The sequence below is a fragment of the Oceanicaulis sp. UBA6590 genome, assembly GCF_002433705.1.
GTDB lineage: Bacteria > Pseudomonadota > Alphaproteobacteria > Caulobacterales > Maricaulaceae > Oceanicaulis.
The window spans coordinates 40,187-64,825 of the sequence record NZ_DJIQ01000016.1 but is presented as its reverse complement, the minus strand read 5'-3'; the positions used below and the strand labels follow the sequence as shown (position 1 = coordinate 64,825).

At 63.3% G+C, this 24,639-nt stretch carries 28 protein-coding genes and 2 tRNA genes; 10 read left to right on the top strand and 20 right to left on the bottom strand.

Annotated features, from left to right (window positions below):
* Positions 1-30: 30 nt before the first annotated feature.
* From B2Z70_RS03300 to B2Z70_RS03245, 12 genes are all read right to left on the bottom strand, one after another.
* A complete protein-coding gene (locus B2Z70_RS03300) occupies positions 31-441 on the bottom strand; it encodes a hypothetical protein (RefSeq protein ID WP_292980958.1) in 411 nt (136 codons plus the stop codon).
* A gap of 103 nt (positions 442-544) precedes the next feature.
* Positions 545-1,192 (bottom strand): protein-L-isoaspartate(D-aspartate) O-methyltransferase, encoded by a 648-nt coding sequence (locus B2Z70_RS03295; protein WP_292980955.1) that lies wholly within the window; start codon positions 1,190-1,192, stop codon positions 545-547.
* The gene (surE, locus tag B2Z70_RS03290; protein ID WP_292980952.1) at positions 1,192-1,974 is read right to left on the bottom strand and encodes a 5'/3'-nucleotidase SurE; all 783 of its coding nucleotides are present in this window, start codon (positions 1,972-1,974) and stop codon (positions 1,192-1,194) included. Before surE ends, B2Z70_RS03295 begins: the two co-directional genes overlap by 1 nt.
* Positions 1,971-3,245 carry a serine--tRNA ligase gene (gene serS, locus B2Z70_RS03285; RefSeq protein WP_009801251.1) on the bottom strand — a complete coding sequence of 425 codons (1,275 nt, stop codon included), beginning with the start codon at positions 3,243-3,245 and terminating at the stop codon, positions 1,971-1,973. The genes surE and serS overlap by 4 nt, the downstream gene beginning before the upstream one ends.
* Before the next feature lie 114 nt (positions 3,246-3,359).
* Entirely contained in the window at positions 3,360-4,160 is an 801-nt protein-coding gene (gene tatC / locus B2Z70_RS03280) for a twin-arginine translocase subunit TatC (protein ID WP_292980949.1), read from the bottom strand.
* Positions 4,160-4,579 carry a Sec-independent protein translocase protein TatB gene (gene tatB, locus B2Z70_RS03275; protein WP_009801253.1) on the bottom strand — a complete coding sequence of 140 codons (420 nt, stop codon included), beginning with the start codon at positions 4,577-4,579 and terminating at the stop codon, positions 4,160-4,162. The genes tatC and tatB overlap by 1 nt, the downstream gene beginning before the upstream one ends.
* 3 nt (positions 4,580-4,582) lie before the next feature.
* Complete coding sequence (locus B2Z70_RS03270) at positions 4,583-4,825, bottom strand: twin-arginine translocase TatA/TatE family subunit (protein WP_009801254.1); 243 nt, start codon at positions 4,823-4,825, stop codon at positions 4,583-4,585.
* Positions 4,826-4,967: 142 nt separating this feature from the next.
* Entirely contained in the window at positions 4,968-5,732 is a 765-nt protein-coding gene (scpB, locus tag B2Z70_RS03265; RefSeq protein ID WP_009801255.1) for an SMC-Scp complex subunit ScpB, read from the bottom strand.
* Positions 5,725-6,570, bottom strand: coding sequence for a segregation and condensation protein A (locus B2Z70_RS03260; RefSeq protein ID WP_292980944.1), 846 nt, complete (start codon positions 6,568-6,570; stop codon positions 5,725-5,727). The genes scpB and B2Z70_RS03260 overlap by 8 nt, the downstream gene beginning before the upstream one ends.
* A complete protein-coding gene (gene nagZ / locus B2Z70_RS03255; protein WP_292980941.1) occupies positions 6,567-7,595 on the bottom strand; it encodes a beta-N-acetylhexosaminidase in 1,029 nt (342 codons plus the stop codon). Before nagZ ends, B2Z70_RS03260 begins: the two co-directional genes overlap by 4 nt.
* The gene (locus tag B2Z70_RS03250) at positions 7,592-8,425 is read right to left on the bottom strand and encodes an SPOR domain-containing protein (protein ID WP_292980938.1); all 834 of its coding nucleotides are present in this window, start codon (positions 8,423-8,425) and stop codon (positions 7,592-7,594) included. Before B2Z70_RS03250 ends, nagZ begins: the two co-directional genes overlap by 4 nt.
* A 120-nt stretch (positions 8,426-8,545) precedes the next feature.
* The gene (locus B2Z70_RS03245) at positions 8,546-9,721 is read right to left on the bottom strand and encodes a deoxyguanosinetriphosphate triphosphohydrolase (RefSeq protein WP_292980935.1); all 1,176 of its coding nucleotides are present in this window, start codon (positions 9,719-9,721) and stop codon (positions 8,546-8,548) included.
* Between the two features lie 98 nt (positions 9,722-9,819).
* Between B2Z70_RS03245 and erpA the strand changes: the two genes are divergently transcribed.
* Together erpA and B2Z70_RS03235 are read left to right on the top strand one after the other, a co-directional pair.
* Entirely contained in the window at positions 9,820-10,161 is a 342-nt protein-coding gene (erpA, locus tag B2Z70_RS03240) for an iron-sulfur cluster insertion protein ErpA (RefSeq protein ID WP_009801260.1), read from the top strand.
* 86 nt (positions 10,162-10,247) lie between these two features.
* Positions 10,248-10,925: a nitroreductase gene (locus tag B2Z70_RS03235; RefSeq protein WP_292980932.1), complete on the top strand. Its 678-nt coding sequence runs from the start codon at positions 10,248-10,250 to the stop codon at positions 10,923-10,925.
* Here B2Z70_RS03235 and B2Z70_RS03230 read toward each other — a convergent pair.
* Positions 10,922-11,311 (bottom strand): hypothetical protein, encoded by a 390-nt coding sequence (locus tag B2Z70_RS03230; protein ID WP_292980929.1) that lies wholly within the window; start codon positions 11,309-11,311, stop codon positions 10,922-10,924. The genes B2Z70_RS03235 and B2Z70_RS03230 overlap by 4 nt on opposite strands.
* A gap of 43 nt (positions 11,312-11,354) precedes the next feature.
* Here B2Z70_RS03230 and xth point away from each other — a divergent pair, with 43 nt between their 5' ends.
* Together xth and B2Z70_RS03220 are read left to right on the top strand one after the other, a co-directional pair.
* Positions 11,355-12,146: an exodeoxyribonuclease III gene (gene xth / locus B2Z70_RS03225; RefSeq protein WP_292980927.1), complete on the top strand. Its 792-nt coding sequence runs from the start codon at positions 11,355-11,357 to the stop codon at positions 12,144-12,146.
* Positions 12,143-12,541 carry a VOC family protein gene (locus tag B2Z70_RS03220; RefSeq protein WP_292980923.1) on the top strand — a complete coding sequence of 133 codons (399 nt, stop codon included), beginning with the start codon at positions 12,143-12,145 and terminating at the stop codon, positions 12,539-12,541. The genes xth and B2Z70_RS03220 overlap by 4 nt, the downstream gene beginning before the upstream one ends.
* On the opposite strand, the gene B2Z70_RS03215 is transcribed toward B2Z70_RS03220, so the two are convergent.
* The 4 genes from B2Z70_RS03215 to B2Z70_RS03200 all read right to left on the bottom strand — a co-directional run bounded on the left by B2Z70_RS03215 (position 12,538) and on the right by B2Z70_RS03200 (position 16,439).
* A complete protein-coding gene (locus B2Z70_RS03215) occupies positions 12,538-13,506 on the bottom strand; it encodes a DUF3137 domain-containing protein (protein ID WP_009801265.1) in 969 nt (322 codons plus the stop codon). The genes B2Z70_RS03220 and B2Z70_RS03215 overlap by 4 nt on opposite strands.
* Positions 13,507-13,593: 87 nt before the next feature.
* The gene (locus B2Z70_RS03210; RefSeq protein WP_009801266.1) at positions 13,594-14,208 is read right to left on the bottom strand and encodes a DUF2497 domain-containing protein; all 615 of its coding nucleotides are present in this window, start codon (positions 14,206-14,208) and stop codon (positions 13,594-13,596) included.
* Positions 14,209-14,304: 96 nt separating this feature from the next.
* Positions 14,305-15,654, bottom strand: coding sequence for a TolC family outer membrane protein (locus B2Z70_RS03205; protein ID WP_009801267.1), 1,350 nt, complete (start codon positions 15,652-15,654; stop codon positions 14,305-14,307).
* Positions 15,655-15,782: 128 nt separating this feature from the next.
* Entirely contained in the window at positions 15,783-16,439 is a 657-nt protein-coding gene (locus B2Z70_RS03200) for a protein-L-isoaspartate O-methyltransferase family protein (RefSeq protein WP_009801268.1), read from the bottom strand.
* A gap of 191 nt (positions 16,440-16,630) precedes the next feature.
* On the opposite strand from B2Z70_RS03200, the gene B2Z70_RS03195 reads away from it, so the two are divergent.
* A tRNA-Cys gene (locus tag B2Z70_RS03195) sits at positions 16,631-16,704 on the top strand.
* 45 nt (positions 16,705-16,749) lie between these two features.
* Here the strand turns inward: B2Z70_RS03195 and B2Z70_RS03190 are convergent.
* Entirely contained in the window at positions 16,750-17,106 is a 357-nt protein-coding gene (locus B2Z70_RS03190; protein WP_009801269.1) for an Mpo1-like protein, read from the bottom strand.
* Positions 17,107-17,427: 321 nt separating this feature from the next.
* Here B2Z70_RS03190 and B2Z70_RS03185 point away from each other — a divergent pair.
* A tRNA-Asn gene (locus B2Z70_RS03185) sits at positions 17,428-17,503 on the top strand.
* Between the two features lie 158 nt (positions 17,504-17,661).
* Here the strand turns inward: B2Z70_RS03185 and proB are convergent.
* The gene (gene proB, locus B2Z70_RS03180) at positions 17,662-18,816 is read right to left on the bottom strand and encodes a glutamate 5-kinase (RefSeq protein ID WP_009801270.1); all 1,155 of its coding nucleotides are present in this window, start codon (positions 18,814-18,816) and stop codon (positions 17,662-17,664) included.
* Positions 18,817-19,106: 290 nt separating this feature from the next.
* Here proB and B2Z70_RS03175 point away from each other — a divergent pair, with 290 nt between their 5' ends.
* From B2Z70_RS03175 to B2Z70_RS03160, 4 genes are all read left to right on the top strand, one after another.
* On the top strand, positions 19,107-19,862 hold the full coding sequence (locus tag B2Z70_RS03175) for a pyrroline-5-carboxylate reductase family protein (protein WP_292980915.1): 756 nt from the start codon (positions 19,107-19,109) through the stop codon (positions 19,860-19,862).
* 53 nt (positions 19,863-19,915) lie between these two features.
* Complete coding sequence (locus B2Z70_RS03170) at positions 19,916-21,208, top strand: glutamate-5-semialdehyde dehydrogenase (protein WP_009801272.1); 1,293 nt, start codon at positions 19,916-19,918, stop codon at positions 21,206-21,208.
* Between the two features lie 54 nt (positions 21,209-21,262).
* Positions 21,263-22,798 (top strand): sodium/proline symporter PutP, encoded by a 1,536-nt coding sequence (gene putP / locus B2Z70_RS03165; RefSeq protein ID WP_009801273.1) that lies wholly within the window; start codon positions 21,263-21,265, stop codon positions 22,796-22,798.
* 166 nt (positions 22,799-22,964) lie between these two features.
* Positions 22,965-23,168, top strand: coding sequence for a YgaP family membrane protein (locus B2Z70_RS03160; RefSeq protein WP_009801274.1), 204 nt, complete (start codon positions 22,965-22,967; stop codon positions 23,166-23,168).
* Between the two features lie 68 nt (positions 23,169-23,236).
* On the opposite strand, the gene B2Z70_RS03155 is transcribed toward B2Z70_RS03160, so the two are convergent.
* Positions 23,237-24,520 (bottom strand): NAD(P)/FAD-dependent oxidoreductase, encoded by a 1,284-nt coding sequence (locus B2Z70_RS03155; protein ID WP_292980908.1) that lies wholly within the window; start codon positions 24,518-24,520, stop codon positions 23,237-23,239.
* Positions 24,521-24,639: the final 119 nt, after the last annotated feature.

The following is a 24,639-nucleotide window of genomic DNA, read 5'->3' as shown; positions in this document are numbered from 1 at the left end:
TGACTTATGAGCGTTAACCGTGTGTTGACTTTAGCTCGCGTCTTCGGGAAGCGGGCTGAGTTCCTCGAAGGTCCCGATCGAGCAGCTGCCGACCGGTGAGTTCATGCCCTGATCCATCACGGTGACGATCTCGCCGCGACACAGTTGCGCGCCCGGAACGCTGTAGCTGAGATAGGTGAAAGGCCGCGTCGCCGCACGGCAGCCGCCATTCACACGCGAGACATAGGCATCCCGGGAATTCGTGGTCACGAGCCAGGCGTCTTCATTGAGCGGCGTGATGTCATCAATGCTTCTCAGCGGAAGACAGGTGCGGGTCTGCCCCGTCAGCTCATAGCCTTCAGGCACGAACGGGACGTCTGACATCGCATCTGACTGCGCCAGGGCGGCGCCGCCCATGACCAGCGATGCGCCAAGAGCCGTCATAGCAGCAACGTATTTCATACCGAGCTCCTTTTCTCCAGGCGGGCCTCGGCCCGCCGCGTCTCCCCCTGCAGGCGAGGTTAACACGAGATGGAGCGAATTGAGAGGGTGATCTTTATGACCGCTAGAGCGCGCGGGCCTCGCCCGGCACGAGCGGCACGAAACGCACGTCAAACAGAGCCGTCTCGCTGAGTTCGCCTGTTTCCGAGCAGTCATAGCGCATCAGGGTCTGAACGGTCCCGTTCTGGACCGGGGCCACGCAAATCCCGCCGGGCTTGAGCTGTTCCAGCAAAGTCTCAGGACGCGAAGCTGCGGCCGCCGTGACAATGATCCGGTCAAACGGCGCCTGTTCAGGCCAGCCGACCGATCCGTCGCCAATACGGGGCACGATGTTGGACAGGCGCAACTGGTGAAACCGGGCCTCAGCCTCCTTGGCGAGGGTGCGGTAGCGCTCCACCGTATAGACCCGGCGCGAGAGGCGCGCGAGCACGGCGGCCTGATAGCCCGAGCCGGTGCCGATCTCGAGCACCTTGCAGCGATCATTGAGCTTGAGCGCCTCCGTCATCGCCGCCACCACGAAGGGCTGGGAGATGGTCTGCCCGCAATCAATGGGCAATGGGCGGTTCTCGAAGGCCTGATCGGCGAAGCCCTGCGGCACGAAGAGTTCGCGCGGGGTGCGCTCGATGGCCATCAGCACCTGCTTGTCCGAGACGCCCGCCCGCCGCAGCGCCATCACAAGCTGGATCATGCGGGTGTCGGGCATGCCGGTCATCAGTCGAGCGTCTCTCCAAGCGCATCCTTGAGTCGGGTCCGGGCCTCGTAATTGGTCAGGTCCAGATGCAGCGGCGTCACCGATATCCGTCCTTCATACACCGCGCGCAGATCCGTGCCGACAGCCGGGTCGGACAGCTTGCCGTTAAAGCCCAGCCAGTAATAGTCACGCCCTCTCAGGTCGGTGCGCGCATCCGCGCGCAGCACCACCTGATCGCGTTGCCCCTGGGCCGTGACTTCCACGCCGGCGACCTTGTCCGGAGCCCGGTCGGGGAAGTTCACATTCAGCAGCGTGTTCTCACTCCAGGGCGTCTCGAGCAAGGCCTTCAGAACCCGTGGCCCATGCTGGCGCGCCGTTTCCCAGCGGATCTTGGCGCGTCCCTCAAAGCCATAGGCCTGGGACAGGGCCACCGAACGCACGCCCATCTGGACGCCATGCATGGCGGCGGCGACCGTGCCGGACATGGTCACGTCCTCGGCGATGTTCTGGCCTGAGTTCACGCCGGAGAGCAGCAGGTCCGGACGCGCATCCTTCATCAGGATGTCCATCGCCATGTGGACGCAATCGGTCGGCGTGCCGGACACCGAATAGCGCCTGTCGTCATACTGGTGCACGCGCAGGGGCGCATTCAGGGTCAGCGCCCGGCCCATGCCGGATTGCTCTTCCGCCGGCGCCACTGTCCAGACATCGTCTGACAGGGTGCGCGCGATCTCTTCGAGCACGCTCAGGCCCGGCGCGTGAATGCCGTCATCATTGACGAGAAGGATGCGCGGCTGGCTCACGGCTGGATCGCCTCGACGCCGCCCATATAGGGGCGCAGCGCCTCAGGGATGTAGACCGAGCCGTCCGCCTGCTGGTGGTTCTCAAGGATCGCGACGAGCGCACGCCCCACCGCCAGCCCCGAGCCGTTCAGCGTGTGCAGGAAGTCGGGCTTCTTCTCGCCCTCCTTGCGATAGCGCGCATTCATGCGGCGCGCCTGGAAGTCGCCGCAGGTCGAGCATGAGCTGATCTCGCGATAGGTGTTCTGGCTCGGCATCCAGACTTCGAGGTCATAGGTGCGACGCGCGGAGAAGCCCATATCGCCCGTGCACAGCTTCATGACGCGATAGGGCAACTCGAGGCGGCGCAGCACTTCCTCGGCGCACTGCGTCATGCGCTCAAGCTCGTCTTCGGACTGCTCGGGCGTGGTGATCGAGACGAGCTCGACCTTCAGGAACTGGTGCATGCGGATCAGACCGCGGGTATCGCGTCCCGCCGAGCCCGCTTCCGAACGGAAGCACGGGGTCAGCGCCGTCATGCGGATCGGGAAGCTGTCTTCGGCATGGATGGAGTCGCGCACGAGATTGGTCAGCGGCACCTCAGCCGTCGGGATCAGCCAGCGATCATCCGTGGTGCGGAACAGGTCTTCCGCAAATTTCGGCAGCTGGCCCGTGCCGAACAGGGCTTCATCGCGCACCATGTAGGGCACCGAGGTTTCGCGATAGCCATGCTCGGTCGTCTGCAGATCGAGCATGAACTGGCCCAACGCACGCTCAAGCCGCGCCAGCGGGCCCTGCAGTACGGCGAAACGGGCGCCGGACATGGCGGCCGCGCGCTCGAAATCAAGGCCCAGGCGCTCACCCACGGTGACGTGATCGACCGGTTCAAAGTCGAAGGCGCGCGGTTCGCCCCAGCCGCGCACTTCCTCGTTGTCATTCTCGTCTGCGCCTTCGGGCACATCCTCCGCGGGACGGTTCGGCAGGGCCGCCAGATGCTGGTTGAGCACTTCCTCGGCCGTGCGCGCCTCCTCGGTCAGGCGTTCCATTTCCGATTTCAGGCTCTCCACCTCGGCGCGCAGAGCGTTGAAACGGTCCTCGTCGCCCTGGGCCTTGGCCTTGCCGATCTCCTTGGACTTTGAATTGCGCTCGGTCTCCACCTCTTGCAGGCGCGTGGTCGCCTCGCGGCGGCGCGCGTCCAGATCGATCAGGCGCTGGGCTTGGGGCTCCAGGCCGCGCTGGGCCATGGCGGCGTCGAAAGCGGCCGGCTCGTCGCGGATCAGGCGGATATCGTGCATGTCAAAACTCAAGGGTCGAACGGGTGAAGGGAACCCGCGTGATACTCGCGCAGGCGCCTATCGTCCACACTTCAAATGGATGTGTCAGCCGCGTGTGCAGCGGCGGATGAAGGACTAGGCGTCCTCGTCCGGCTTACGCTCCACGAGCTTCACAGCGAGGATCGACAGGGCGTACAGCCCGAACATGGCCGCGCCCAGGAAGAGCTGGCTGATCGGGTCCGGCGGGGTCACAAAGGCGGCGAAGGCCGCAATGCCCACCAGCGCAAACTTCCAGAACCGGATCAGATCGCCCGAGGTGATGATCCCCGCCTTGCCCAGAAGCGAGAGCAATACGGGCAGCTGGAAGCTGATGCCGAAGGCGAGCGCCAGCGTGGTGACGAGGTTGAGATATTCCGACACGCGCGTGAGCAGCTGGATGCTCGCGCGGCCCTCCTGCCCGATCTGCTCCTGGCCCAGCGCAAAGCTCATCACGAAGGGCAGGATGACGTAATAGACGAACGCCATCCCCGCCGCGAACAGGATGGGCGAGGCCAGAAGGAAGGGCGCGAAGGCCAGACGCTCATTCTTGTACAGCCCCGGACGCACAAACGCCCAGACCTGATAGGCCAGCATCGGAAAGGCCAGCACGATGGCGCCGAACAGGGCCAGCTTGAGCTTGACGAAGAAGAACTCGAGCGGCGCGGTGAAGATCAATTGCAGATCCAGCGCGTCGCCGCGCACCTGACGGGCCGCATTCTCGAACGGGACCAGCAGCACATTATAGATCCACTCCGCGAAGACGAAGCAGATCACAAAACCGATGACGACGGCGCCCATCTCCCAGATCAGGCGGTCGCGCAGCTCTTCCAGATGCGCCATGAGCGGCGCACGCGAGGCTTCGACCTCGTCTTCATGCTCAAGTTCGGGGGTGGACATCAGCCCTCTCCGGGCTTGCCGGCATCACCGGCGGGCGCGCTCGCCTTCGGCGCTTCAGGATCAGGCGTCAGCGCCTCGCCCCCCTGGGGTTCAGGGTCGTTCATGGGGCGCGCAATGCGCGGGTGCGGACGCTCTTCCATGTCCCGCATCATCTCGCGGTCCGCTTCGAGGAAATCGCGCTCCATTTCCTTGATCGGATTATTGGCCTTCAGAGAATTGATTTCCTTGCGCAATTCGGCGAGTTCGGCCTCGCGGCCAAGCTCGTCAAAGCTGCGCTGGAACTCACGCGCCGTGGCGCGGATCTGGCCGATCATCTTGCCCACCCGGCGCACCATCAATGGCAGGTCCTTGGGCCCCACCACGACCAGCGCCAGAATGACGATGACGATCAGCTCCTGAAAACCAAAGGCCGGGTTCATGGCCTAGCCTCCGGTGCGCTCGTCCTCGCGGGCGGTGGAATTGTCCCGGGATGCGCCCTCGTTGAGCGCCGCCGTGGATTGGGAGGTCGTGGACTTCTCCTCATCCGGGGTGTCGCGCAATCCCTTGCGGAACTCCGTTACGCCCTTGGCCAGATCGCCCATCAGCCCGGAAATCTTGCCGCGGCCGCCAAACAGCAGCACCAGCAGGACGATGACGATCAGAATACCCGTCCAATGCGCACCCATGAGACGCTCTCCTTGCAAACGGTGTCCGAGGCCTGGCGCGTCAGCCGCACACGGGCGCTCAGTTCTCACTTCACTAGAGGATATCCGCGCGCGGGTCCAATAACCCGGTCAGCTCCGCCTCAACATTTCAGTGACAAGACTCTCAGGCGTCCGGATCCTCGCCTTCCAGGAAGTCCATATGGAACTGGGCCGCCTCGTCCTCGCTGAACAGCTCCTCATCGGAATCAGGGATGATCTGCCCGGGCGCCGGTATGGAGAAGTCCGGCGGCAGGCGGCTCGAAAGCAGCCCCGCCGCCTTGAGATCGGACACGCCCGGCAGGTCAGACAGATTGGCCAGCCCGAAATAGTCCATGAAAGCGTCCGTAACGCCATACGTCACCGGACGACCCGGCGTACGCCGACGCCCGCGCAGGCGGATCCACTTCATCTCCAGGAGCTGGTCCAGCGTGCCCTTGGAGACCGCGACGCCGCGGATCTCCTCGATCTCGGCGCGTGTCACCGGCTGGTGGTAGGCGATGATGGCGAGGGTCTCGAGCGCGGCCTGGGACAGCTTGCGCGGCTCCTCGCGCTCGGTGCGCAACAGCCAGCTCAGATCCTCAGCCGTCTGGAAGCGCCAGCGCCCGCCCACCTCGACCAGATTCACCCCGGCATCGGCGTATTTCGATTGCAGCGCATTGATCAGCCCGCGCACATCGGTGTCCTCAGGCAGGCGCGCCCTCAACGTGTCTAGATCAAGCGGCTCGGAGGCCGCGAACAGCAAGGCCTCGACGATCCGCAGCAGGGCCGCGTCATTGTCGATCGCGAGCCGCACGCCGGGCGGACCGTCATCGCCAGCCGGAGCTGACTGCGCCTGCTCACGCAACGCCTTGATCGCCTCGGTGATCGGGTCATCGTCACGCTCAGCCATGACCGGCGCCCTCCCCTGTTTCGGTCAGGCCGGCCGCTTCGGCGACCCGACGCATCCAGATGGGGGCGTAGGTCTCGTCCTGACGCAGACGCACTTCGCCATGTTTGGTGATCTCCAGCGCCGCCAGCAAGGAGGACGCCAGCACCGAATCCTGGCTTGGCGCGTCATAGCCCAGCTCATCCTCGTCAGGCAGCAGCTCGTCGAGCCTCGCCCAGCCGCTTAGCGTTCGCGCGACGCCCGTAAGACGCTTGCGAGCATTCTCCAGGCTGTAAACATTGGGCGATTTGGGCTGGTAGGTGGCGAAGGACTGCCGCTCTCGACGGGTCGCGTAGGCCTTGAGCAGATCATATAGCTCGGCTTCATAGAGCGGCGTCCGGATCGAGCGCACGCCCTCGGGCGCGCCACGGGTAAAGACATCGCGTCCCTGAAGCGGGCGCGCAAACAGCGCATCGCCGGCCGCGCGCATGGCTTCGAGACGACTCAGTCGGAAAGCAAGAGCCGCCGCCATTTCCTCTGGCTCCGGCTCATCGTCGGCCGGTCGCGGCTTGGGCAGCAGAAGACGCGATTTGAGATAGGTCAGCCAGGCCGCCATCACGAGATATTCCGCCGCTATATCAAGGCGGTGGGTGCGGGCCTTGTCGATGAAGAGGAGATACTGGTCAGCCAGCTCCACCATCGAGATGACCGCGAGGTCCACCTTGTTCTTGCGCGCCAGCGCCAAGAGCAGGTGAAGCGGGCCTTCCCAGCCCCCGATATCGAGAATCAGCGCTTCGGTCGCGCCAGCCTCCTTGGCGGCGGAGAATTCATCCTCCTCGAAACCGTCAAACAGGTCGGTCATGACTGAAGCGGCACGCCTCCCTCGGCAAAGAGAGCTTTCAGACGAGTCACGCCTTCGGCGGGATCAAACACGTTCGGGCTGTGCCGGGCGTCAAGCGCCAGTCCAGCCCTTTCCCGCGCCCGACCGGAGAGGTCCGGCGCGGCGTGGGCGACTTCGACCATCTCATCCATCTGGCCATTGCAATGCATGAGAAGCTCACACCCCGCCGCCAGCGCGCGCTCGCCGCGATGGCGCAGAGAGCCTTCCAGCGCCTGCATGGACAGATCATCGGTCATCAGAAGGCCATCAAAGCCAATGGCGCCGCGGATCACCCCGTCGATCACGTCACGCGACTGGGTGGCGGTGTGCTCGCTGTCGATCGCGGCATAGACCACATGGGCGGTCATCGCCATCAGCGCGCCCTTGATGCCCTTGAAGGCTTCAAAATCGCGCGTATAGAGGGTTTCCGCATCTGTCGTCACAACGGGCAGTTCGAGATGACTGTCCGCCGCCGCGCGGCCGTGACCGGGCATATGCTTGATGACGCCCAGCACGCCCTGATCGAGCAGGCCCTCCAGCGCCGCCGTACTCATCTGCGCGACGGGCTCCGGTTCGGTGTGGAAAGCGCGATCGCCAATCACGTCATGGGCGCCGGGCACCGAAAGGTCCGCACAGGGCGCGAAATCCACATCGATCCCGAGTTCAATCAGCTCGTGGGCCAGCAATTGATGGTTCAGCTTCACTGCGGCGAGCGCCAGCTCGGGGGCTCGGTCGTAGAGTTCGCCGAACACCCGGGCCGGCGGGGCGGCGCGCCAGTGCGGCGGACGCAGGCGCTGCACCCGGCCGCCTTCCTGGTCGATGAAAATGGGCGCTTCACGGCCGACCGCATCGCGCAAGGCGCCCGTCAGACGGCGCACCTGCCTGGGGCTGTCCACATTGCGCGCAAACAGGATGAAGCCCCACGGATCCGCATCCCTGAAAAAGGCTTTCTCATCCGGGGTCAGGGTTTCCCCTTCCAGCCCATAAAGCGCTGCCGTCACACTCATCGACGCGCCACCAGGCAGGCTTGGCCCCGTGCGTCCAGGGACGCGCAGAAATTGGCGGCGTCTTCACGCGTGGCGAAGGCGGCGACCCGCAAGCGGTGGAACACGCCGCGATCGCCCAGGTCGGCGCGCTGAATATCCGGCGCGTGTCCCATGGCGAGGTCTGAGAACCGGCTGGTGAACGCCACCCATCCCGCTTCCGCGTCCTCGACCGAGCGGAACGCGCCGATCTGGGCCACATAGGCGCCCTCGACCTGGGCTGCAGGCCGTGATGGCGGTTCTGCCCGCGCGGGGGCGGTCGACGCCGGTTCCGGGTCCGGACGGGCCGGCTCAGCCCGGGCTGGCGCAGGCTCTGGGTCCGGCTGAGGCGCAGCCGGTTGGGGGTCCGAGGGCGCGGGATCATCCAGCGCATCCGCACTGGCGGTCTCCACTTGCAGGGCCGGCATGTCCTGCGCTTGAGGCGCCGGGTCCTGGATCACGGGTTCTTCGGAAACAGTCCGCGCCGGCGGCGTCTCGAGCTCGGCTTCCCCTTCGCTGTTTTCACGCAGCTCATAGGCGGAGAGGTCCTGATCGGGCGCTTCATAACCGCCCGGATCCTCGGGCGCGACGCGATAGGGCTCGGCGTCGGCGGTGATCACGGGGTTCTCACCGCGCTCGCGCACACCCAGCTGGAAGGTGTTGTAAACCACCGCCACGAACAGGACCATGACCACCGCCGAAGCGCCCAGGAACAACCAGCCGCGGCGGTCCTGCTCCTCTTCACGCGCGTCATAGGTGTCATAATCGTCAGGCGGCGGGGCGTACGCCCCGTAACGGGTGTCGTCGTCGGTCATCTCACGTCCCACACCGGAGAGCGTCGCCGTGATTCGGCGATCTATGGCAGGTCAGACCATAGCAAGAGCCGCGAGTGTGAGTCGCCCTGTCAGAAATGATTTTCCACAGACGGGCTCGGCTCAGCCCCAGCCTTCCACATGGAAGAGCTTGCGGTGCTCCTCGATGGCGTAGCGATCGGTCATGCCGGCGATGTAATCGCAAACGACACGCGCCGTCGCCTCCTCCCCGGCCCCGCCCGCTTCGCGCTGCAGCTCGGTCGGCAGCAGCATGGGATCGGACAGGAAGGCCGCAAAGAGATCGCGAACGACCATCTTCCCCTTTTCCTTCATGCGCTTGACCTTGTAGTGCAGGTACATGTTCGCATAGAGGAAGCGCCGCACGGCCGCGAGGCTTTCGGTCATCCCATCAGAAAAGGACACCATGGGCCGGTCCAGACGACGCACGGCTTCAGGACTGTCCGCGCCACTGTCTTTCAGGCGCCGCCGGGTCTCGTCCAGAACATCCGCCACCATCAGGCCGATCATCTCGCGGACCGCCTCGTGGATCAGGATGTTCTCGGAAATATCGGGATAGCGCGCTCGGCAACGACGGAAGACGTCGCCCACCAGCGGCAGGTCCATGAGCTGTTCGATCTTCAGGATGCCCGAGCGCAGCCCGTCATCAATGTCGTGATTGTTGTAGGCGATGTCATCGGACAACGCCGCAATCTGCCCTTCAATGCCGGCATGGGTGTGAAGTTCCAGCGCCTGCCAGCCGGGATAGGCGCGGAACCCCCAGGGCAGCACCTTCGGATCATCGCCCGCCTGCATCAGCGGGCCGTTATGCTTGACCACGCCCTCCAGAGTCTCCCACGCCAGATTGAGCCCCTCGAACTCTGGATAGCGGGTCTCCAGCTTGGTCACGACGCGCAGGGTCTGGGCATTGTGATCAAAGCCCCCGAAATCGACCATGGATTCAGACAGGGCGTCCTCGCCCGAATGACCGAAGGGCGGGTGCCCGAGATCGTGGGCGAGCGCGCTGGCTTCGGCGAGATCCTCATCCACCTGCAGCGCCCGCGCCAGGGTGCGGGCAATCTGGGAAACCTCCAGTGAATGGGTCAGACGGGTCCGATACGCATCACCCTCATGGGCCACAAAGACCTGGGTCTTTTCCTTCAGGCGGCGGAAGGCGCTTGAATGGATGATGCGGTCGCGATCGCGCTGGAAGGCGCTGCGCATCGCGCTTTCGGGCTGAGGGTGGTGACGGCCGCGGCTTTTCGCCGGATCGCAGGCATAAGGGGCGCGCATCGGGGCCATCTCCAGCTCCTGTCACTGTTGAGGTCTTTTTTCAGGCGTCGGGAACGTCCATATACTGATGCGAGGCCGAAACGCCAGCCGTGGAAAGTCAGACGCTCATGAGCACCACCCTCGATACGACGGACATTTCCCTGTCCCCCTCAGCCGCCGCGCAGATCAATGAGATCACGAAGGCGCAAGGCTCGCGCTATCTGCGTCTCTCGGTCGAGGGCGGGGGCTGTTCGGGCTTTTCCTACAAATACGATCTCACCGACGAGGCGCGCGAGGATGATTTGCGCATCGAACGTGACGGAGCCACCGTATTGATCGATCCCATGAGCGTGGAGTTCCTCTCCGGTTCGGTCATCGACTATGTGGACGAGCTGATCGGCGCGAGCTTCCAGATCAAGAATCCCAACGCCACCGCCGCCTGCGGCTGCGGAACCAGCTTCTCGATCTGATCACGTCCGGGTGAACCTGTCGTCTTGATCTGGACATTCGGGCTTGTTTCGCGCTCCCCTGCGAAAAACACGTCAGGGGAGATTTCATGAGCCTTTCGGTCAAAGACGCGCTGCACAAGCGCATTTCCACGCGCGCCTTTCTCGACAAGCCGGTGACTGAAACCGAGCTGCGCGCGCTCATAGACGATGCGCGCTTCGCCGCGTCGGGGGGCAATTTGCAGCCCTGGAAAGTCGTCGCAGTCGCGGGCGAAGCGCGCCAGCGCGTCATGGATGCAGTGTCCAAGAAGCTCGCCGAAAACCCTTTCGATGATGAGGCCGCTTTCCCAGTCTATCCTGAAAAGCTGTGGGAGCCTTATCGCTCGCGTCGGTATGAGCTGGGCGAGGACATGTACGCCCTGATGGGCGTGCCGCGCGAGGACAAGGCGGCGCGCCTGAACTGGTTGATGCAGAACTACCAGTTCTTCGGCGCTCCGGTAGGCCTGTTCTTCCTGATTGATGAACGGATGAACCCCAACCAATGGGCGCATCTGGGCATGTTCATGATGAGCCTGGCGCTCGCCGCCCAGGAACGCGGACTCGCCACCTGTTTTCAGGAAGCCTGGACGCCGCATTGCAAGACTGTCGGCCGGGCGCTGGGCGTTGAAAGCCCCGATCAGGTCTATTGCGGCATGGCGATCGGCTATGCCGATCCCGACGCCGCCGTAAACCAGCTGCGCTCCAAGCGCGCGCCGGTGGACGAGATCGCGCGGTTCGAGGGGTTCTAGAGCGACGCGCCGCAGGTGAAACTGCCGTCGCACACGCTCATGATCAGGGCGAAATAGGCCAGCACGGCGACCACCCAGGCGACAGGCGGAAAGAAGACGAGCCGAATGCCCGTCTTCGGCGCCCTGAAGAGCAGAAAACTGATCCATCCCAGGATCAGTCCCGCCGCCGCGATCACGGGGCCTGCGGACAGGAACAGAAAGGCGGCCAGCGCCGCCTTGTCCACATCGTCCTGACTGAGGACCTGGGAAAAGGTCATCAGATTGGGCAGGTAGAGGCCAAAACTCAGGAAGCCAATGGCGACTGCGACCAGCGTCGCAAGCCCCATCAGAATCACGGTCAAAACCGTGTAGGGTTTCGGCGCGGGCTCATCCGCAAGATCGCGCATCCAGCATCCCCGTTATTCGGGCCCCATTGGTCGGGAGCATCACATGACCTTGTCCGTCGCTTCATGGAACGTCAACTCGATCAAGGCGCGCCTGCCCAATGTGCTCGACTGGCTGAAGGAGGCGAGCCCGGACGTGGCCTGCCTGCAGGAGATCAAGACAGTCGATGAGGGCTTCCCCCGGCTCGAGATCGAGGAGCTCGGATACAATGTCGAGACGGTTGGCCAGAAGACCTATAACGGCGTCGCCCTTCTCTCAAAACGCCCCATCGAAGAGATCAGCCAGCGCGCCCTGCCCGGCGATGATGAGGATGATCAGGCGCGCTATATCGAGGCCGTGATCAGCGCGGACAGCGGCCCGGTCCGCGTCGCCTCGATCTATCTGCCCAATGGCAATCCGGCGCCCGGCCCGAAATACGATTACAAGCTGGCCTGGATGAAGCGCCTTAAGGCGCATGCCCGGTCGCTGCTGGCTTTTGAGGAGCCGGTGATCCTCGCCGGGGACTACAACCTCATTCCGCGAGACAGCGATGTGCATGACGCCGCCGCCTGGGAAGGCGACGCCCTGATCCGCCCTGAAAGCCGGGACGCCTTCGCCGAGATCCTGTGGTTGGGCTATTCCGAAGCCTTCATGCAAGCCGATGGCCGCGCGCACCAGTACACCTTCTGGGATTATCAGGCGGGCGCCTGGCAGAAGAACAACGGCATCCGCATCGATCATCTGCTGCTGAGCCCGCAAGCGGCGGATCGTCTGAAAGCGGTCGAGATCGCCAAGGATGTGCGCGGCAAGGAAAAAGCCTCTGACCACGTCCCGTTCGTGGGCGTGTTCGATCTGTGAGTCAGCCCGCACAGACCCTCGCCGCCATCACCTATCTGGTGGCCGATTATGACGAGGCCATCGACTGGTTCACACGCGCGCTGGGCTTTGAGCTGATTAGCGATCAGGACCTGGGCGAGGGCAAACGCTGGGTCGAGATCGGCGCCGGGGATGGCGGCGTGAAGCTCCTGCTCGCCAGAGCCAGAGGCGTCCAGCAGGTCGCGGCCATTGGCGCCAGTGCAGGCGACCGTGTCGGTTTCTTCCTGCATACGACCGACCTTGAGACCAAACGCGCCCGGATGGAGCATGAAGGCGTCCGGTTCGAGGAAGCCACGCGGCACGAACCCTACGGCAAGGTGGCTGTCTTCAGGGACCTTTACGGCAATCGCTGGGATCTGCTGGAGCCAACGGCCTAGAGGACGCCCCCGCCCTCGCTCGGCGGTTCGAGCACGGTGTTGATGATATCGTCGATCATCGAGAACTCGCCGTGCAAGCTGGCGATGCGGCCATGATCGGTGAGCGGCTTGAACATGGAGCCCGCCTCGAACTTGTTTCCAGTTTCCGCAACGATCAGCAATTCGCCCCGCCCGGCGCCCTCGCCCAGCTTCTCGTCAAAAACACAGCGGACATTCTTGCCCTTCAGCACGCGCTCCAGCTTGAGCAGTCGCTCCATGAAGGATGGGGTCAGCAGATAGCGCGCCATCACCTGATCGGTGCCATAGACCTCGAACGCCTTCTCGAAAGTCGGATCCACCAGACCGATCCGCTCAAGCTTCTGGCCGCCAAACGTCTTTTTCGCCCAGCCTTCCAATGCGTTGAAAATGCCGGCGTCCCGGGTCACCAGCGTGACGCCCTCCACGGTCCGAGGGAAATTGATCCGGATCAGGACGCCGCGAAACACCGTGACGTAATAGGTGCGTTTCTTGGTCCGGCGTTTCTGTTCGAGATGGGCCTCATACAGATCGAAATCTGCGCCGTGCGCCTCGCCTGAGAAGTGATCCTCGAAGCTGCGCCGGTCATAACCGGGAAGCAGGTCATGCTCACGGAAGGCGTTAAAGCGGATCGGGTCCTGAACCTCGGCGCGATAGCGCATGCCGAAGGCTTCCGCAAAACGGTCATTGAGGCCTGTCTTGACCGTCTTGCGCAATCTGTTGAGCGGCTGGTTGCCCCAGACAAGACCCAGGACGAAGATCACCCCGCCCCCGATCATCATGACGGGCGGCGGCCAGGACGCAGCCACGCAGACCAGAACGAAGGCCGCCGCCACGACCAGCCCAAGCACCAGCCCCTTGTAACACTGCGCCACCGCGGACTTTCGCTCGCTTTCAAGGCTCTCAAGCCAGGGAGTCAGGTCGGCTATCGCCTGGTTCAGATCACGCATGGGCAGCTCGTTTACAGAGAGGGGCCAAAGAAAACGGGCGCCGTGACACGGCGCCCGTTTCATATGTCAGATCCTGCGCAAGACCGGTTAGCGGCCGCGGCGCGCAATCCGTTCGATCTCGGCCTGCACCTTCTCTTCCACGATGGAGGGCAGGTTTTCGTCGAGCCATTGCTTGAGCATCGGACGCATCAGTTCGCGCACAATGCCTTCCAGAGTCTGGCCCTGCTGGGATGAGACGCGCAGATTCTCCGACAGGGCCGCGAACATGCCTGCAGCCGCGGAGGCCGGAGCGGCGTCGATGAGGCTGTCCTCCTCGGGCTCCTCCTCAGGCTCCGCGTCAAACTCGACTTCCGGCTCGGGTTCGGGATCCGGCTCGCGGTCCATGATCATGAGATCATCGGCCACGTCCATCGGCTCGTCTTCATCCTCGACACGCTCGGTCAGCTCCAGCGCGTCATCCATGTCCATTTCCGGTTCCGGCTCGGGTTCGGGCTCCGGTTCGGCCTCGAACTCGACTTCAGGTTCCGGCTCAGGCTCGGGTTCCGGCTCGGCCTCGAACTCGGGCTCAGGCTCCGGCGCAGGCTCCTCCGCCTCGGCTTCGGCCTCTTCAGCCTTCGGCTCTTCTTCGTCTTCGTTAATGATACGGCGAATGGAGGCGAGGATTTCCTCCATCGTCGGTTCTTGGTCGGTATCCTGAGCCATAGAGACGTCCTTCGTCCGTCGAGGGGTAAACGGCGGCGCACAGGTTAGGCGCGGCAAGCCTTGGCTGTCCAGCACCCTTCCTTGATTTCCAATGGTCTAATTCCAGGGCGTTAAGTCGAAGTTAGCCCCACGAGCTTCTTCAAAACGCGACCGCACATCTTCCGCCTCGACCGGCAGCCCCAGGCTCTGGGCGTCAAGCTGGCCCATCGCCTGCAGAAGCGCATAGCTGGCCACCGTCAAGTCACGCTCGGCGCGCACCAGTTCAAGACGGGAGTTCAGCAATTCCTGCTCGGCGTTAAGCACGTCCAGGGTCGTGCGAAGGCCCACAAGCGCCTCCTGCTCAACCCCTTCAAAGGCGATTTCGTTGGCGCGAACAGCCTCGCGGCTGGATTCGATGACCGCCAGAGCCGCCAGATAATTGTTCCACGCATTGGTGGCGCCCTCGATGACCTGACGACGCACCGTCAGCCCCGACAGACGCGCCTGATCGGCCGCCGCGCGCGCCTCTCTCACATTCGAGCGGTTCAGCCCCCCGGTGAAAATCGGCATGGTCACATTGGCCGTGATCGAGGCTGTGCCGCGGCCCTGACCGGAGAAGTCACTTTCGCGCCCCTCGGACACAGAAGCGCGCAGACCGATTTCCGGCAGTTGCGCGCCGCGGGCGACCCGGACGCCATATTCCGCCGCCTGCTCGGCGTACTGGGCCGCCAGCAGGTCGGGATTGCGGTTGATCGCCACTTCGGCGGCGTCGGCGAATTCTGCGGGCACCTGCTCGGACGGGCCGGCATTGTCAGGCTCCACAGGATCGACCCCGGTCACGCGCGCATAGCCCGCGCGGGACGCTGCGAGGGCGGCCTGAGCTGCGGAAAGCTGGGCGCGAGCGCCAGACAGGCGCGCCTCGGCCTGGGCGACATCAGTGCGGGTGATCTCACCCACTTCAAACCGGTCGCGGGCGGCGCGCAGCTGCTCGGCCAGCACTTCGACGTTATTGCTGCGAATGGCGACAACCTGCTGGTCGCGCACCACATTCATGTGGGCGCTTACAGCATCGAGCAGCACCGACTGTTCGGTCGAGCGCAATTGCTGGCGCGCGGCTTCAATCCGCGCCAGCGAGGCGTCGATGGAGCCGCGCGTCCGGCCGCCCCGGTAGATGGACTGGTTCAGCGTCAGCCCATAGCTGGAGGAATCGTTCTCCGGAGCCCCGCCCCAGGTATCGACCGTTTCACCCACGGACCCGGTCGCCGACAGGCTGGGCAGCAAGCCCGCGCGCGCCTGGAAATACCCCTCTTCAGACTGACGCAGGCTGGCGCGCTGAGCGCCGAGCGTGGGGTTGGATTCATAGGCGGCGGCGAGCGTCTCGTTCAGAGACTGGGCCTGCGCCAGTCCCCACGGCGCAAGACCTGCAGACAGAACCGACAGTGCGGCGGCGCACAGAAAACGTTTCATGGGGCGTCCCTCTTGACCATCCCTTGCGCAAAAACGCGCAATCCCGACACGCCTTCTTATACGGCGCTCGGCGTGCGGTGTACGGTGCAAAATGTCACCCTAGCCATACGGTTCTGTAACAGACCGCTCTAGAAGGCGAATTTTGCTTCCGGCTCGAAACCCGGCAGATAGGGCGCGGTCGTGTCGAACACGCTCCGGTCACCCACGGAAGTCTGCGCTTTGGTATAGATACGCGCCTGCCCGACAGTTCCGTCGCGAACGATCACAGCCAGCCGCCCGCCGACAGCGAGCTGGTCAAGCCAGGCCTGTGCAGGCTCAGCAACGGCGCCGTTGACGATGATCACGTCAAACGGGCCCTGTCCGGGCACGCCCTTGGACAGGTCCCCCTCGACCACGACCGCATTGTCGGTCTCGATGGCGTTGAGGGCGTCGGTCGCCTTCTCGACAAGACCGAGATCCTTCTGCTCCAGGCCAACGACGGTCTCCGCCATGCGCGCCAGAACCGCGGTCGAATAGCCACGGCCGCAGGCCACATCAAGAACCACGTCCGTGCGGCGGATATCGGCCGCCTGGATCAGCTTGGCGAGATCACGCGGGGTGAGCATGAAGCGGCCTTCCGCCACTTTCGCCTCGATGTCGGCATAGGCTTTGGCCGATTGCGACTTGGGCAGGAAGCGCTCGCGCGGAATGTCGGCCATCGCGTCCTGAATACGATGATCGGTGACATCGTTCGGACGAATCTGGCTGTTGACCATGGCGAGGCGGGCGGTCTCGAATTCGGACATGGCGCGACGGCGTCCCCTTGTTGAATCTGCGGGCCGCTTATATCGCGCCCGCTTTCAGACCTGCAAGGCCAAGAGACGCCCCTGCGGCGCCAGGCCACTGCAATATTGTACAGCACAAGCTGTCAAAGCCCCCTCAAACCGCGTTGCGGGCGCCTTCGCGCTTTTGTATAGATGGCGACCCACCACACGGCGGCGCTATGGCGGAGTGGTGACGCAGCGGATTGCAAATCCGTGTACCCCGGTTCGATTCCGGGTGGCGCCTCCACCCTCTCCCACGAAACGCCCCTCAGCGGTCCCGCAGGGCTGACGACTATTCCGCGGCTTGCGCGTGCGGATGATCCAGAACGCCTGCCTTGACCAGTTCAGGCTTGAGACGCCCCGTGAACGCCAGCGCCGTCATCCGGTAATCACTGATGAACGACCAGAACGGGTGAATGAAGGTCGCCGGCTTGTTGCGCTCGATAAAGGCGTGGCTGACCCAGGCGAAACCATATCCCGTCAGCGGCCAGAGCAAAATCGCCCACCAGGTCTGCGTGACCAGAGCGGCGGCGAGAATCGCCGTACCAATCACCGTACCGGCGTAATGCATGTAGCGCGTGCCCGCCTCGGCGTGCTCACGAAGGTAAAAGGGCCAGAATTCCTGGTAGCTGGCGCTGCGCTCGGCCATGACGACCTCCCCGTCTGCTTTGTTTTAAAGGCAAAGTATCACAGGGCCGGGCTTTCCGCGAGCAGATCGGAGTCTGTGGGGAAATGTGGAGAATTTCCATTAACGTTAGGCCGTTGTTAACTCCCGACTCAGTATTTGTTTACCCGTCTTCCTTCGAAGACACCCCACCATCCACCCAATGCCTTTTCGGGAGCTTCCGGGCTCCCGATTTTTTTTGCCTGCACCGCGGCGAACTGAAACGAAACTGCATCGGGCTGCACTCAGCCGCTTGATCGCGTCCAACGCCATGGATATACACACCACCTCATCGCTGATGAACGTTCCTCGGTAGCTCAGTTGGTAGAGCAAGCGACTGTTAATCGCTGGGTCGGCGGTTCGAGCCCGTCCCGAGGAGCCATCAGCGGCGATGACCTCTCAAAGAGTGTGAGCTGCAAGCCCCGCCTTGATCCTCAAGGCGGGGCTGCTCGCATCTGAGCCCCCTCAATTCGCCATGCGCGCAAAAGAAAAGGGACGCCCATGGCGCCCCTTCCCTCATGCAGAGTCGTGTCTCAGGTCCTAGCTGACCATGCGCACCGAATCCGTGGGCGCATCCCAGGGCAGGTGGTGCTCCTTGAGGACGGCCATATTGTCCGCCGAGATGATTCGCGGCTTTGATTCATAGCCCAGAAGCTCGGACGGCTCGGAGTCACAATTCCGCGCCAGGAGCAGGATCTCGGCAGACGTGAAGTTCGACATGCCGCGCGCCAGCTCTTCGCCCGCTTCATCATAGATGTGCAGCACATCGCCCTTGTTGAACTCGCCCTGCACCGACACCACAGCCTCACGACCGATATCGGTGCGATCCTTGCGCAGCTGCTTGGCGGTTTCCTCGTCGACCACGAGCCCGCCCGCCTGCTGCAGGCGGTCCGTAAGCCAGATCGCCCAGGAGCTGTCGGGATCGCCCAGCGCCACGCATTTGGTGTGACGGCGCTCATCCTTGAGAAGCGCCGAGACGGGGCGGTCCACTTCACCCTGACCGATGATCGTTTCCACGCCAGCGTTCTGCGCCATGTTCGCGGCGCGCATCTTGGTCAGCATGCCGCCCGTGCCGAGCGCGCTGACCGAGCTGGTCACCTCGAGATATTCGGACACGTCCTCGACGACCGGCACGTGCTGGGCGCCTTCTTCTTCCGGATTGCGGTCATACAGACCATCCACGCTCGTCAGGATCACCAGCTGGTCGGCCTGGACCATCTGGGCCACCTTGGCGGCCAGACGGTCATTATCACCCACCTTCAACTCCTGGGTCGTGACCGAGTCGTTTTCATTCACGATGGGCATGACGCCATGCTCGATCAGCCGGGTGATGGTGTTCTTGGTGTTCAGGAAGCGGCGACGATCCTCAAGATCATCCAGCGTCACCAGCACCTGAGCAATGTCGAACCCGTACTCAAGGGCAATCTGCTTGTAGGCGTTCATCAGGAGGGGTTGCCCGCAGGCGGCGGCCGCCTGCTTGTCCAGCAGACCCGCCTCTTCCGGCGCCACGCCAATGGTCGACAGGCCGATCGCCACGGAGCCCGACGAGGTCAGGACCACGTCAATGCCCTCTTCGCGCAACCGGGCGACATCCTCCATCACCCCGTGCATGAAGGCGTAGCGCAGGGTGAGATGCTCCTCGTTTGCGAGCAGCGATGAGCCGATTTTAACAACGACGCGTTGGCGATCTGACAAAACAATACCTCTCCTGTGACGCGGCGCAGCATGCCGCTCAGACGGGGGAAACATACTTTTTGTTCGAAATAATTCAAGGGCAGACACCCTGAAATTCCACCCCCGCAAAAGGGCTTTAAAAGCGTAGTTTACAGGGTGTTTCAGCGCCTAAACTCTGCATCGAGTTGAAAAAGCTTACTTCGTCATCTAAATGATGCGGCGTCGCGTCATACTGGATTGACGCACATGTGTTGCATAGCGGAGACGGAGGCATCGTGCGCTGGAATTTGATTATGGTCGGATGCGGAAACATGGGCGGCGCCCTGCTTTCGCGGTGGATCAAACTTGGCGGCGTCGGCGTGACGGTCGTCGATCCGGGCGAACCCAAACTGCCCCTTGGGGCGAAATGGGTGAAGTCGGTGGATGATCTGCCCCAGGATGAGCGCTTCGACGCCATGATCCTGGCCGTGAAACCCCAGCTGATCGATGTCGCCATCCCGCCCGCCGCCAGGTTCGTGAAAGAGGGCGGATGCGTGGTTTCAATTGCAGCCGGCGCCTCCGCCGCCAAGGTTTCCGAAGCCGCCGGCGGGGTCAGCGCCCTGCGCCTGATGCCGAACATGCCCGCGCGTGTGGGACGCGGCGTCAGCGGGCTTTTCGCCGACAGCCAAGCCACTAAGGAGCACCGTGAACTCGGGACCGTTCTGGGCGAAGCCGTCGGCGAGGCGATCTGGCTTGAGGACGAAGACCAGATCGACCGCATCACCGCCGCCGCCGGCAGCGGGCCGGGCTATGTTTTCGAATTCGCCCGCACCTACCAGAAGGCGGTCGAAGCGCAGGGCTTTGACCCGAAAGACGCCCGTCGCCTCGTCATCGAGACGCTGGCAGGCTGCATGGCTCTCGCGCTTGAAGACGAAGCCGGGTTTGAAGACCTGCGCAACTCGATCATGAGCAAGGGCGGCACCACAGCGGCCGGCGTCAATGCTCTCAATGGCGACGGCGTTCTGGATGAACGCCTGAACGCCGCGCTCGACGCCGCCTATTCCCGTGCAGTGGAACTGCGCGGATAAGCTTTAACTCGCACGCCCCCGATAACAGACGCTACAAAGGAGCCAGCCACCGTATGACCGCTGTTCTCAGCCGGATGAATGACATGACCGACACCAACGACGTCACCGCCTATGTGAACGAGCTGGGCCGTCGCGCCGCGACCGCCGCCCGCTCTCTCGCCTCTGCCTCGACAGAGCGCAAGAACACGGCGCTGACGGCCGCCGCCCAGGCCCTGCGCGACAATTGCGGACGGCTGCTCGAAGCGAACGCCAAGGATGTCGACAGCGTCAAGGCTGCGGGCAAGCCCGCCGCCTTTATCGACCGTCTGATCCTGGATGAAGAACGGGTGGGCGCCATTGCGGATGCGCTGGACAAGATCGCCGAGCTGCCCGACCCGGTGGGTCGCGTTCTGCACACGACGGAACGCCCGAACGGGCTGACCATCGAGCGGGTCGCAACGCCTTTGGGCGTGATCGGCATGATCTATGAAAGCCGCCCCAATGTGGGCGCGGACGCCGGCGCTCTCTGCCTGAAATCGGGCAATGCCGTCATCCTGCGCGGCGGCTCGGAGAGTCTGAACTCCACCCGCGTGATCGTCGAATGTCTCGCCAAGGGTCTGGAAGCAGCCGATCTGCCGCTCGATTGCATCCAGATGATCGACACCACCGACCGCGACGCGGTGCAGGCGCTGCTGACCTGCGCGGATTACGTGGACCTTGTGATTCCGCGTGGCGGCAAGGGTCTTGTCTCTCTGGTGCGCGATCAGGCGCGGGTGCCGACCCTGCTGCACCTGGATGGCAACTGTCACACCTATGTGCATGCAGCGGCGGATCTGACCAAGGCGGCGGCGATCATCAAGAACGCCAAGCTGCGTCGCACCGGCATCTGCGGCGCCACGGAGAGCCTTGTCGTGGACCGCAAGGTCGCCAAGGACTTCCTGCCGATGGCCATGGACGCCCTCGGCGATTGCGAAGTGCGCGGCGAAGCCGAAGCGCGCGAGATCGATTCCCGGATCAAGCCGGCGACGGACGAGGACTTCTACACCGAGTATCTCGACACCATCCTGTCGGTGAAGCTGGTGGACGGTCCGGACGAGGCCATTCCGTTCGTCTCAGAGCACTCTTCCGCCCACACCGACGCCATCGTCACCGAGGATGCGCAAGTGGCCGAACGCTTTCTGAACGAGATCGACTCAGCCGTGGTGATGCACAACGCCTCCACCCAGTTCTCCGATGGCGGCGAGTTCGGCATGGGCGCTGAGATCGGCATCGCAACGGGCAAAATGCACGCGCGGGGTCCGGTGGGGCTGGAGCAACTGACCAGCTTCAAATACCGTGTCCGCGGCAACGGCCAGACCCGGCCGTAAGCCCAAAAAACATAGATTAATCGAACCCATTAACGCGTTCACTCGGGGGCCAATATGCAAGTTGAAGCGCTTGTATCGCTTGCGGGGTATTTTGTCCTGATGCTGGGCATCGGGCTCTATGCCTACAAGAAATCTACTGATGACGTGTCCGGCTACATGCTGGGCGGGCGTCAACTTCACCCGGCGGTCGGCGCGCTCTCTGCGGGCGCGTCCGACATGTCGGGCTGGATGCTGATGGGCTTGCCGGGGGCGGTGTACGTCTCTGGCCTCGGCGCAGCCTGGATCGCGGTAGGCCTCGTTATCGGGGCGTATTTCAACTATCTGCTCGTGGCTCCGCGCCTGCGCGTCTACACCGAGGTCGCTGACGACGCGATCACCATTCCGGACTATTTCGAGAAGCGCTTCCACGACAATACGCGCGTGCTGCGCATCCTGTCGTCCGTGGTGATCGTGATCTTCTTCACCCTCTACACCTCGTCGGGCGTGGTCGCGGGCGGCAAGCTGTTTGAAGCCAGCTTCGGCCTTGATTACCGTCTGGGCCTGTTCCTGACCGCCGGCGTGGTGATCGCCTACACCCTGTTCGGCGGTTTCCTGGCGGTGAGCCTGACCGACTTTGTCCAGGGCGTGATCATGTTCATCGCCCTGATCATGGTGCCCATCGTCGCCTTCACGCAGCTGGGCGGGCTCGGCGATATCGTGGAGACCACGAATGCGGTCTCCGACGTGCCCCATTACCTCTCGATGATACCGGACCCGCTCACCTCCATGAGCATACTGGGCATCATTTCGGCGATGAGCTGGGGGCTGGGCTATTTCGGTCAGCCGCACATCATCGTGCGCTTCATGGCGATCCGCACCCTCAAGGATGTCGCCGTGGCGCGCTGGATCGGCATGAGCTGGATGATCGTCACGGTCATCGGCGCGGTGCTGACGGGCATTTTCGGTCTCGCCTTCGTCACCCAGAACGGCGCGGTGATCGAACAGGCCCATATCGAGTTCACCGATCCCGAAACCATCTTCATCCTGATGAGCCAGATCCTGTTCCACCCGCTGGTGGGCGGCTTCCTGCTGGCGGCGATCCTGGCGGCGATCATGTCCACCATCTCCAGCCAGCTTCTGGTGTCCTCAAGCTCGCTGACGGAGGACTTCTACAAGACCTTCCTGCGTCGCAACGCCAGCCAGAAGGAGCTCGTGCTGATCGGTCGCCTTTCGGTTCTGGTCGTGTCGCTGGTGGCCATCGCGCTCGCCTTTGACCGGTCGAGCTCGATCCTCGATCTGGTGTCCAACGCCTGGGCCGGTTTCGGCGCCGCGTTTGGTCCGCTGATCCTGTTCAGCCTGTATCGCCGCAATATGAGCCGTTCGGCCGCGATCGCCGGCATGGTGGTCGGCGCGCTTGTGGTGCTGTTCTGGCTGTATGCGCCCATCACAATCGGCGGCAACTCGCTGTCCTCGATCATGTACGAGATGGTGCCCGGCTTCATCGCCTCCACCCTCGCCATCCTGATCACGGACGCGGTCACCAAGCCGCCGCGCGGCAAGGTGAAGGAGCAATATGAGGCGATGGAAGCCCATATCGAGGAACACGGCTAAGGCGAGAGCCCATAGCTGTCACCTGAAACGCCGGCCTCGATGAGGCCGGCGTTTTCATGTTCAGGGTCTAACACTCATCACCGCGTCAGACCGCCACATTGCAGCAAACATCGCTGGACACCATATCATTTATCAATTATCGAAACTGATAATAAATGAGGCCAACATGACCATCGGACGCGCAGTCACCCTTCTGGCCGGGACCATGATCCTGGTCTCCCTTCTGCTGTCACAGCTCTACAGCCCGTACTGGCTGTTGCTGACGGCGTTCGTGGGGCTGAACCTTGTCCAGTCCAGCTTCACGGGCTTTTGTCCCGCCGCCATGATCTTCAAGCTCATGGGGGTGAAGCCTGGCGGCGCCTTTTCCTAGAAGGTTCGCCCCAGTCGTCAGGCGAGAAGCCCCGGCGTCCCCCACGCCGGGGTTTTTCTTGTCCGCCGTCAGGCTTGACTGTCGCGCACCTTGGTGATGCCCAGCATGTCCAGCATCATGCGCTCATAGAAGGGTTCGCTGACCCCGCGACGCATCTTGCCCATGAAATAGCCTTCGAACGCCGCTTTCGCCATGTGCACCCAGCGCCCTTCCATGGCCCAGTTCACATTGCGCGGCGGGATTTGCGGCATGGCGACGAAGGCGACTCCGCCATCGCCGAAGTCCGCGATGCAGACCGCGTTCCAGGTGGATTCATGCTTCATCGGGCGCCCGTCAATCAGGGCGCGGATATTCTGCGCGGCGGCGCGCACCATGGATTCGATCATGAAACCGGTCTTCGGCACGCCGACTGGCACCGGATAGCTCGCCACCGGCGGGATCGCGACGCAGACGCCGACCGAGAAGATGTTCGGCCAGTTTGGATTCTGCTGATGGCGATCCACCAGCACGAAACCCTTCTCGTTCACCAGCCCCTCGACGCCGAAGACCGCATCCACGCCCTTGAAGGCTGGCAGCACCATGGAATGCTTGAAGGGCAGCGCGTGTGTCTCGACAACCTCGCCCTTGCGGCCAACCTCCTCCACATGCATCAGCCCCGCCTCCACTTTGGTGATGCGAGCGGAGGTGATGAACCGGATCGACCGCTGGCGAAGCTCATGCTCCAGCAGCCCCTTGGTGTCGCCGACCCCGTCCAGGCCCAGATGGCCGATATAGGGTTCCGAGGTCACGAAGGTCATGGGCACCTGATCGCGGATCTTCTTGCGCCGCAGATCGGTTTCCAGCGTGAAGACATGCTCGTAGGCCGGACCGAAGCAGGACGCGCCCTGAACTGCTCCGACAATGACCGGTCCGGGGTCCGCGACCAGCCTTTGCCAATCTTCATAGGCCGTCTCGGCATGGTTCACATGGCAGACCGACTGGGTGTGGCCGCCATGGGGCCCCAGCCCTTCAATGGCGTCGAAATCCAGCTTGGGTCCGGTGGCGATGACCAGATAGTCGTAATGCACGCTCTCGCCATTGCTCAGGGCGATTTCATTGCGCTCGGGATGGACCTTGCTGGCGGCGGAATGGATGAACGCGATGCCGCGCTTTTTCAGCAAGGGGCCCAACTCGATCTTGATCTGCTCGGCCTCGCGCCAGCCCACCGCCACCCAGGGGTTGGAGGGGGTGAAGTGAAAGGTCGCTGAATCGCTGATCACCGTGATGGTGTCCGACTTGCGCATCTGTTCGCGCGCTTCGAACGCCATGGGCAAACCGCCCAGTCCGGCGCCCAGAATTACGATATCCGCCATGTCATGCCTCCCGATCCCTGCGTCGCTTCCAGATGAAGGCGCATCTGTTTTGGGAAAGCATCGACCTCGTGGCCCGGCAGCGCCATTAGGCAGATCGTCGCATATCAATTATCGAAAGT